The 8,636-nt window shown below is 68.6% G+C and carries 10 protein-coding genes and 1 pseudogene; 5 read left to right on the top strand and 6 right to left on the bottom strand.

All coding sequences use genetic code 11. From position 1 onward, the window contains the following. The coding region (locus Amac_RS53475; protein WP_218040821.1) for a hypothetical protein at positions 1–183 on the top strand (183 nt) is incomplete at its 5' end. Between the two features lie 585 nt (positions 184–768). Here the strand turns inward: Amac_RS53475 and Amac_RS01555 are convergent. Then, positions 769–1,434: an NAD(P)-dependent oxidoreductase gene (locus Amac_RS01555; protein ID WP_155352430.1), complete on the bottom strand. Its 666-nt coding sequence runs from the start codon at positions 1,432–1,434 to the stop codon at positions 769–771. Positions 1,435–1,496: 62 nt separating this feature from the next. Here Amac_RS01555 and Amac_RS01550 point away from each other — a divergent pair, with 62 nt between their 5' ends. Further along, positions 1,497–1,874, top strand: a complete 378-nt coding sequence (locus Amac_RS01550) for a winged helix-turn-helix transcriptional regulator (protein WP_155352429.1) — start codon at positions 1,497–1,499, stop codon at positions 1,872–1,874. Positions 1,875–1,990: 116 nt separating this feature from the next. Here Amac_RS01550 and Amac_RS01545 read toward each other — a convergent pair whose 3' ends face one another. The 3 genes from Amac_RS01545 to Amac_RS01535 all read right to left on the bottom strand — a co-directional run bounded on the left by Amac_RS01545 (position 1,991) and on the right by Amac_RS01535 (position 4,170). After that, entirely contained in the window at positions 1,991–2,734 is a 744-nt protein-coding gene (locus Amac_RS01545) for a class I SAM-dependent DNA methyltransferase (protein WP_155352428.1), read from the bottom strand. Between the two features lie 221 nt (positions 2,735–2,955). Next, positions 2,956–3,465 carry a DinB family protein gene (locus Amac_RS01540; protein WP_155352427.1) on the bottom strand — a complete coding sequence of 170 codons (510 nt, stop codon included), beginning with the start codon at positions 3,463–3,465 and terminating at the stop codon, positions 2,956–2,958. Between the two features lie 42 nt (positions 3,466–3,507). After that, the gene (locus Amac_RS01535) at positions 3,508–4,170 is read right to left on the bottom strand and encodes a class I SAM-dependent methyltransferase (RefSeq protein ID WP_155352426.1); all 663 of its coding nucleotides are present in this window, start codon (positions 4,168–4,170) and stop codon (positions 3,508–3,510) included. Positions 4,171–4,294: 124 nt separating this feature from the next. Here Amac_RS01535 and Amac_RS01530 point away from each other — a divergent pair, with 124 nt between their 5' ends. After that, positions 4,295–4,873, top strand: a complete 579-nt coding sequence (locus tag Amac_RS01530; protein WP_155352425.1) for a helix-turn-helix domain-containing protein — start codon at positions 4,295–4,297, stop codon at positions 4,871–4,873. Between the two features lie 266 nt (positions 4,874–5,139). Here the strand turns inward: Amac_RS01530 and Amac_RS01525 are convergent. After that, a pseudogene (locus Amac_RS01525) lies at positions 5,140–5,649 on the bottom strand (UDP binding domain-containing protein); the annotation flags it as partial. Positions 5,650–5,882: 233 nt separating this feature from the next. Continuing rightward, complete coding sequence (locus tag Amac_RS01520) at positions 5,883–6,545, bottom strand: NAD(P)-dependent oxidoreductase (protein ID WP_155352424.1); 663 nt, start codon at positions 6,543–6,545, stop codon at positions 5,883–5,885. Positions 6,546–6,607: 62 nt separating this feature from the next. On the opposite strand from Amac_RS01520, the gene Amac_RS01515 reads away from it, so the two are divergent. After that, a complete protein-coding gene (locus tag Amac_RS01515; RefSeq protein WP_155352423.1) occupies positions 6,608–7,054 on the top strand; it encodes a winged helix-turn-helix transcriptional regulator in 447 nt (148 codons plus the stop codon). A gap of 52 nt (positions 7,055–7,106) precedes the next feature. Continuing rightward, complete coding sequence (locus Amac_RS01510; protein ID WP_155352422.1) at positions 7,107–8,627, top strand: SDR family oxidoreductase; 1,521 nt, start codon at positions 7,107–7,109, stop codon at positions 8,625–8,627. Positions 8,628–8,636: the final 9 nt, after the last annotated feature.

The following is an 8,636-nucleotide window of genomic DNA, read 5'->3' as shown; positions in this document are numbered from 1 at the left end:
GTCCAAGGCTGGGCCGACGGCGGCACCACCGACCTCGACCAACTCGCCCCCGCCTGCACCTGGCACAACCGCGACAAAGCAACCCACCCCGACCGCTACCGCACCCGCCGCAACCACGACGGCACCTGGACCCTCCTCTACCACGGCAAACGAAACCGCTTCGCCGGACGGTTCCGACGCTGAACCGAACCGGCACGAGAGCGCCACCCACCCAGGCCGGGAACCCCGGGGGTTGAGGGAGTTCCCCGATCCTGGGACAGCGCGTGAAGAGTCGATCCTGGCCGCCGCGCGTAGCTACGCGATCGGCGCGCCACCATGCGTAGCCACGCGATCGGCGCGCTACGCCTGCTGAACTTCACCGACATCGCCGAAGGCACCCGCTGGGCACACGACGACTTCCACAACCCGCTCATCGCCCTCGGCCTCACAAGGCGAGAATTCCTTCGACCCTGGGCGGCCCGCTACCTGCTCGGCTGGCTGCACTGGAGCCGCTGGCCATCCAGCACACCCGCCATCACGCACCCCACAACCCCGCACTGTGGGCCGCCCCCCTTCACGCGGGCGCGTAGTGTCAGTCGTCGATCAATTCGGGGTCCGCGACACAGCTGGCCGGTTGACTGGACGGCACGCGGTGGCACGCAGTTCGGCGGCGGTCGGTTCAGCTGCTACGGCCCCAGTGTGGGCATGGGAGACGGGCGAGGACCACCCGCGCAGGTGGTCGGCAGCGGCCCTGGTGGCGCACTCTATAGATCTTGTACGTCATGTCGATCAATGACTGTAGACGGGGACGCGGATCCTGTGGTGGGCCGGTCGTTCGATCTCGTCGACGATCGCGACGGCCAGGTCCGCGTAGGACAGTTGGCCGTCCTCCATGTACGGCTCCGTGGTGAGGCGATAGGAACCGGTCCGCGGGAGGTCGAGCGACAGGTTGGCGGGCGGGGTCAGCATGAGCCAGTCGAGCGGGGTGTCCGCCATGTTTAGACGGTCGAAGCCGTCGGCGTGGGCGCGGGCGAACGGTTTGATCTCCGGCGGGAAGGCGGCGGGATCGTCCATGATCAACCCGCCGGACCTGTCGGGCATGGTGGCGAATAGGCCGATCACCAGCAGCCTTCCGACTCTCTCCGCGGTCAGTCCCTCCAGCAGGGCGTCTGCGGCCTTCACGAAGAACGCGGGATCTAGGGTGTCGAAACCCTGCTCTGGACCGGAGAACGGGGACACCGCGTGGACGACAGCGTCCGCGCCTCGGGCGGCTTCCGCGATGGAGGCGGCGTCCGTCACGTCCGCGCGGACCAGGATGACGTCCTCCGTCTCCAGGTCTGGGTATTTGGCCGTGTCCCGTACGGCGGCCGTGACGCGGTGACCCCGCGACAACGCCTCGTCGACCACCGCGCGACCCGCGCGGCCACCCGCTCCGAAAACAACGATCATGCTCATGGCCATGACGGTATCCACGGGATACTGGTTACTTCAACGATACTGGCCTATGCTGCGGGACCATGATCGAGCCACTTGATCCGGACATGTTCGACCCCATGTGCCCGTCCAGTGCGATCCCCTTTCAAATCGGCGACAAGTGGACGGGAATGATCGTTAGGTGCCTCGCCGATGGACCGAGGCGCTTCACCGAACTACGGGTTCCGCTTCGTACGATCACCCCCAAAGTGCTCACCGCGACTCTGCGCGCCATGCAACGCGATGGACTGGTGACCAGGACCGCCTACGACGAGAATCCTCCGCGGGTCGAATACGAGCTCACCGAACTCGGGCGGAGCATGTTGATCCTCATCGACGCGGCCCGCACCTGGAGCGAGCAGTACCTACCGGCGATTCTCGCGGCCCGGCGAGCCAGCGAAGAGCTGACCACCTTCCGATGAGTACGCGGAACGAGCTGCCCAAAGTGGTGTTCTCAAAGTCGTCGAAACCGCCCCTGACGTGGAGCAACACCTCGTTGGTAGCCGAGAACGTCGTGGCGGCCGTCGCGATGGTTGTCTCACGAGCCATCCCGTGGCGTCTTTTGCCAGACCGAAATGTGACTTGTGCTGTCGCTGGTGAAGGGCTCGCGCTTCCAGTCGGCCCATCGCTCGTGCAAGGTCATTCCGGCGAGTCGGGCCATGAGGTCCAGTTCGGACGGCCATACGTAGCGGTGCGGCGACGATCGGGTCTCCAGCTGGCCGTCCACCACCCAGTAGTGATGGGAGACCGCGATCTGCGACGCGACGTCGTACTCCTCGAAACCGAGGTGGGCCGGGGTCACGGTGAACGGGTGGATGGTCTGGCCGGGCGGGAGACGCCGAAGTTCTGGGATGTAGACCTCGATGACGAAGCAGCCGCCGGGTTCGAGATGCGCCGCCACGTTGCGGAAGGTCTCAACCTGTTCGTCTTGCGTGGTCAGGTTCGTGATCGTGTTGCGTACCAAGTAGGCGAGCTGGAAGGTGCCGCCAGGCCCGGTGGTCGCGAAGTCGCCGATGGTCACGCCGATGCTCTGCGCGCCGGGTTTGGCCCGCAACTGCGCCACCATGGCGGGCGACAGCTCGATTCCGTGCACGCGAACGCCTCGCCGGCTGAGCGGCAACGCGATGCGGCCAGTACCGATGCCGAGTTCAAGAGCGGCGCCTGATCCTGCTAGATCGGCGAGGAAACTGACAGCCGGGTCGACGACCGCCGGGTCAAATAGTTCCGGCCACTTGGCCTCATACGTTTCCGCTGTCCGTTCATCAAAGTTGTTCTCCGGCACAGACCCACTGTGACCACAGACCCTCCAGAGCCGCCACCCATTAACCCCGGCCGCCACCGCGCCATGCTCACCTGGCTCACATCGCCGCAGCGTTCCGGCCCTTCCGACCGACCCTGTCCGCCTGGTGGCGGCGACCGCTGCCGGGTTACCCGCCACGCGGTGAACGCCGAAACCTCCACGGCCGGACCGATCACGAAGCGGCCCAGTGCGCCGCGCGCTTGTCAGCGGCCGGTGGATCCGTCAATCTGCTCGCGGAGGATGTCGGCGTGGCCGGCGTGGCGGCCGGTCTCTTCAATCATGTGCACCAGGACCCATCGCATCGATGGTGCCGGCCCTGGGCGCGGGGGTCGCGGGGCGGGAAGGGCCAGGTCTGGGCAGGCGTCGATGACCTGATTCGCTCGCTCGACGGTCTTCCGGTAGTCGGCGAGCACGCCGTCGATGGTGTCCTCCGCGGACGGCCGCATGGTCGCGCGCCAGTCGCCGACATCCTCGCCGAGGAAGTAGAACCGTTCGACGAACGCCAGATGCTTGAGCAGCCCGAGAAGGTTGGTGCCCGAGGGCACTCCGCCCGTTCGGACCTGCGGTTCCGGCACGCCCGCGACCTTGTCCGCGACCGCGTTCCGCAGATAGTCGAGGAAGCCCCGCAGGGTGGCCTTCTCGTCGGCGCCGGTGCGCGGAGGCGTGGTGTCCTTCGCCCGCGTCCTGGATCGCTGCGCGTGGTTTCCTGGCATCGAGGCACTCCGTCCCGACGTGACGTCGTGTGGTTCAGGCGGTCATCCGGCGGTTCGCTGGACGAGCAGGATGTTGTCGATGACGGTGGCGGTCTCACCGGCGGGTCCGGTGGCCCGGCGGCGGGGCATGTCGGCGCGCAGGACGGACCAGTGCGCGGGGTCGAGATCAAGTTCGGCGGCGATCTCGGTGGGTGTGGGGTAGTGGATGTCGGGGTCCTGGTTCCACGACCAGGGCGCGGTGGAGCCGTGGTCGACGATCAGCAGCAGACCGCCGGGGCGCAGGGCCCGTGCGGCGGTGCGCAGGACTCGGCTGCGGAGCAACGGGAACGGGGTGTGGAAGTACTGGGCGGTGACGAGATCGAACTGGCCGGCCGGGAAGCTTCTGGCCAGATCGTGCTGTTCGGTGGCGACCCGGTCCGCGACGCCGAGATCGCGGGCGCGTTCCCGCACCCGTTCGACGGCGGTAGTGGAGATGTCCACGGCGGTGACGTGCCAGCCCCGCTGGGCGAGCCAGATGGCGTCACCGCCGGCGCCGCAGCCCAGATCCAGGGCGGTGCCGGGGCGCAGCGGTGCGGCGGTCTCGGCGAGCAGCGGGTTGACGTGTGCGTCCCAGGTACGCCGGGTGCGGTAGTGCCGCTCCCAGAACAACTCGGCGTCCTCGTCCGCGGCGTCGGCGGTGGGTCGTCGGCGTCGGGTGGAATCCATCTGAGTTGCCCCTTCGTCGGCCGGCGTGCTCCGATACGCACCTTCGATGCCGGAGATGTACCGACAGCATCGCCACCGCCGTTTCCCCCTTGCAAGAAAAGTTGCGGATCCGCATCATCGGGGGATGGACAACCCCGCAGGAGACGTTTTGGCCGGAGTCGGGCCGCGTCTGCGTGACCTGCGCCGGGCGCGGAGCGCCACGCTGGCGGCGCTGGCAAACGAAACCGGTCTCACAGCGAGCACCCTGTCCCGTCTCGAGAACGGCAAGCTCCGCCCCACGCTGGAGCAGCTACTGCCGCTGGCCCGGGCGCACGGCGTCCCGCTCGATGATCTCGTCGCGGCGCCGCCCACCGGCGACCCGCGCATCCACCTGCGACCAGTACGGCGATCCGGGCTGGTGATGGTGCCACTGACCAGGCGGGCCGGCGGTATCCAGGCCTACAAGGTGATCTATCCACCCGCCGGCCGAGCGCCCACGATGGACCTGCGGACCCACGAGGGATACGAGTGGTTCTACGTCCTCAACGGGCACGTCAGGTTCGTGCTCGGCGAGCAGGAGTTCCGGCTCAGCGTCGGCGAGGCCGCGGAGTTCGACACCCGCATACCGCACTGGATCGGCAGCGCCGACAGCCAGCCCGCGGAGCTGCTCACCCTGTTCGGCGCGCAGGGAGAGCGCGCCCATCTGGCACCGTCCAGGAACTGACCATCTCAGCCCTCCGCCAGCCGTGCGGCGGCGGCTCCCCTCCGCCCGAACGACAGCGCTCCGACATGGTCGGCACCGTATGGCCGAGACAGAAACCACGACCACGACGCCATCCGCACCCGCGACGGCGAGATCCCGGGCAGGTCAGCCAGGCCGCGAACGCCAGTAGCCGTCCGGCGTATCTTACGAGTAACGGCTGGCAGCAGGCGGGAGGTAGGGCAGGATCCGCAAACTGCCTACCTCCCGGCTGAGCCGTAAGTCGCCTGTCAGGGGCGGCCCAGGGCGCGGTACTCCCAGCCCTCGGCGCGCCAGGCCTCCGCGTCCAGAGCATGGCGGCCGTCCACGATCCGGCGGTTCCGGACCACCTGCGCCAGCGCGGACGGCTGGATCTCCCGGAATTCGGCCCATTCGGTCAGCAGCACCACCACGTCCGCGTCCTGGGCGACGTCCAGGGCGCTGGTGCCGTACCTGAGTTCGGGGTACGCGCGGCGGGCGTTGTCGAGAGCGGCGGGGTCGTAGACGCGGACGTTCGCGCCCAGGCCGTGCATGGTGCGGGCCACGTCCAGGGCGGGGGCGTCGCGGATGTCGTCGGAGTTGGGCTTGAAGGCCGCGCCCAGGCAGGCGATCCGCTTGCCGTCGAGCTGGCCGCCGAGCAGTTCCCTGACCAGGTCGATGGTACGAGAGCGGCGGCGGCGGTTGATCGCGTCGACTGGAAGCCCGAACCGAAATTGCCGTCGGTTGTGGCGGAGCAGGGAGGCGTAGAGGTCGCCGGGAAGCCGGACCTGTTTGGCGGCTTCCCAGCGCGCGACGTCCTCCGTTTCGCGGGGAAGTCGAGTTCGCGCAGGGTGACCGTCGCGTGCGCGGCCAGCCAGCGAATCGATCCTGTACCAGGCAGCGTTGACGCGCGCGGAAGTCGCCGGGTCGGAGGTGCGGGGAGTGGCCACTCATCTGGGCCGCCTGGGACCCGCGGGAATCGGCGGGTCGCGGGCGGAGCCATCCGGGATGTCGATCAATGACTGTAGACGGGGACGCGGGTCCTGTGGTGGGTCGGGTGTTCGATCTCGTCGATGATCGCGACGGCCAGGTCCGCGTAGGATAGCTGCCCCTCCTCCGCATACGCCTGCGTGCCGATGCGGTAGGAACCGGTGCGCGGGAGGTCGATCGACAGGGCGGCGGGCGGGGTCAGCATGAGCCAGTCGAGCGGCGAGTCCGCGGCGCTCAGGTGGTCGAGACCGTCGGTATGGGCCTGGGCGAACGGTCTGATCTGCGGCGGGAGCAGAGCCGGGTCGTCCATGACCAGACCGCCTGACCTGGTGGGCATGTTGGCGAACAGGCCGACCACCAGCAGCCTGCCGACTCCCGCTGACGCGAGTCCTGTCAGCAGCGCGTCCGACGCCTTGACGAAGAACGCGGGATCAAGGGCGTCGAGGCCCTCCGGGCCAGAGAACGGCGACACCGCGTGGACTGCGGCGTCCGTGCCGTGGGCGGCCTCGGCGACGGCGGCGGCGTCCGTCACGTCCGCGCGGATCATCGAGACGCGGTCCGTCTCCAGATCTCGATATTTGGCGGGGTCCCGCACGGCGGCGACGACGCGATGATCACGCGACAGCGCCTCGTTCAGGACCGCCCGGCCTGCTCGGCCGCCTGCTCCGAAAACCACGATCACACTCATGGGCCTGACGGTATCCACGAGATACTGGTTACCCCAACGATACCGGCCTATGCTGCGGAACCATGACCGAGCCACTTGATCCGGACATGTTCGATCCCGTGTGCCCGTCCAGCGCGATGCCCTTCCAGATCGGCGACAAATGGACGGGAATGATCGTCAGATGCCTGGCCGCCGGGCCACGGCGCTTCACCGAGTTGCGGGTCCCGCTCCGGACGATCACCCCAAAGGTGCTCACCGCGACCCTGCGGGCCATGCGCCGGGACGGCCTGGTGACCAGGACCGCCTACGACGAGAACCCGCCCCGGGTCGAATACGAGCTCACCGAACTCGGCCGCAGCATGCTGATCCTCATCGACGCGGCTTGCGCCTGGAGCGAGCAGTACCTACCGGCGATCCTTGAGGCCCGCCGGGCCAGCGAACTGACCACTTCCGGCGAGCCGGAGCGCCTCAAACCTCCCATAACATCAAATAGCCAAATAAAAGCACATAAAGCCGAAATAACACGTTAGATCGCCTATATCTGGACGCAACCGTATAAAGGTGGGATGCGAAGCTAGGGTCATGGGGAATGTGCTGGTGACGGGGGCGACCGGCTACGTGGGCGGCCGGTTGGTGCCAGAGTTGATCGCCGCGGGACATGACGTCGCCTGTGTCGTACGGCGGCCGGAGCGGCTGCGTGATGTCCCGTGGGCCGGGAAGGTACGCGTGTCGGCGGGAGACGTAGCCGACCCCGAGGCGATGCGCGAGTCCCTGCGCGGCGTGGAAGTCGCCTACTACCTGGTGCATTCGATGGCGGGCGGGCCCGCTTTCGCGGAGCGGGACCGGCGGGCGGCCACGAACTTCGCCGAGGCGGCGAATTCGGCCGGGGTCCGGAGGATCGTGTACCTGGGCGGGCTGACCCACGCGCGCGAGAAGCTGTCCCCGCATATGGGGTCACGAACCGAGGTCGGAGAGATCTTCCTGGCCGCGCCCACCCCCGCCGTGGTGCTGCGAGCGGCGATGATCATCGGATCGGGGTCGGCCTCGTTCGAGATGCTGCGTCACCTGACCGAACGCCTGCCGGTGATGACCACGCCCCGCTGGGTGCACAGCCCCACCCAGCCGATCGCGATCCGCGACACCCTGCGCTACCTCGTCGGCTGGGCCTCCGTGCCGGACGAGGTGAACCGCGCCTTCGACATCGGCGGCCCCGACGTCCTGACCTATGGCGACATGATGCGGAGGTACGCCCAGGTCGCCGGGCTGCCACCTCGGGTGATCATCCCGGTGCCGGTGCTGACGCCAGGACTCTCCAGCCTCTGGGTCGGCCTCGTCACACCGGTGCCCGCGAGCCTCGCCCGCCCCCTGGTCGAGTCACTACGCCACGAAGCTGTCTGCGCGGAACACGATATTTCCACCTACATCCCCGACCCCCCGGACGGCCTGATCGGCTTCGACGAGTCGGTACGGCTCGCGCTGCGCCGCATCAAGGAAGCCGACGTCGCCACCCGCTGGTCCTCGGCCTCCACACCCGGCGCCCCCAGCGACCCCCTCCCCACCGACCCCGACTGGGCGGGCGGCAGCCTGTACGCCGACGAACGCACCCGCGAGGTGGCCGCTCCCCCCGCTGCGGTCTGGCGGGTGATCCAGGGAATCGGCGGCGCCAACGGCTGGTACTCGCTCCCCGTCGCCTGGCGGCTGCGCGGCCTGATCGACCGCCTGATGGGCGGCGTGGGCCTGCGCCGCGGCCGCCGCGACCCCGACCACCTGCGGGTCGGCGACGTGGTCGACTTCTGGCGCGTGGAGGAGATAGAACCGGGCCACCTGCTCCGGCTGCGCGCCGAGATGCTCCTCCCCGGCCTCGCGTGGCTCGAACTCGCCGCCGAACCGGGCCGCGAGCCGGGCCGGACGCTCTACCGGCAGCGCGCGATATTCCATCCACGCGGCCTGCTCGGGCACCTGTACTGGCGGGGTATCTCCCCGTTCCACCGCCTGATCTTCGGCCGGATGCCCGGCAACATCGCCCGAGCGGCGGAGTGCGGGCCGCGCTCTCCGCCGACGGCACTCGAGACTGGCACCAGCGAAAACCGGCACCGCCGATGATCGGTGAAG

It is taken from the genome of Acrocarpospora macrocephala (assembly GCF_009687865.1).
Classification (GTDB): Bacteria; Actinomycetota; Actinomycetes; order Streptosporangiales; family Streptosporangiaceae; genus Acrocarpospora; species Acrocarpospora macrocephala.
The sequence above is the reverse complement of the archived record's forward strand: the minus strand, read 5'-3'. Positions and strand labels throughout refer to the sequence as shown.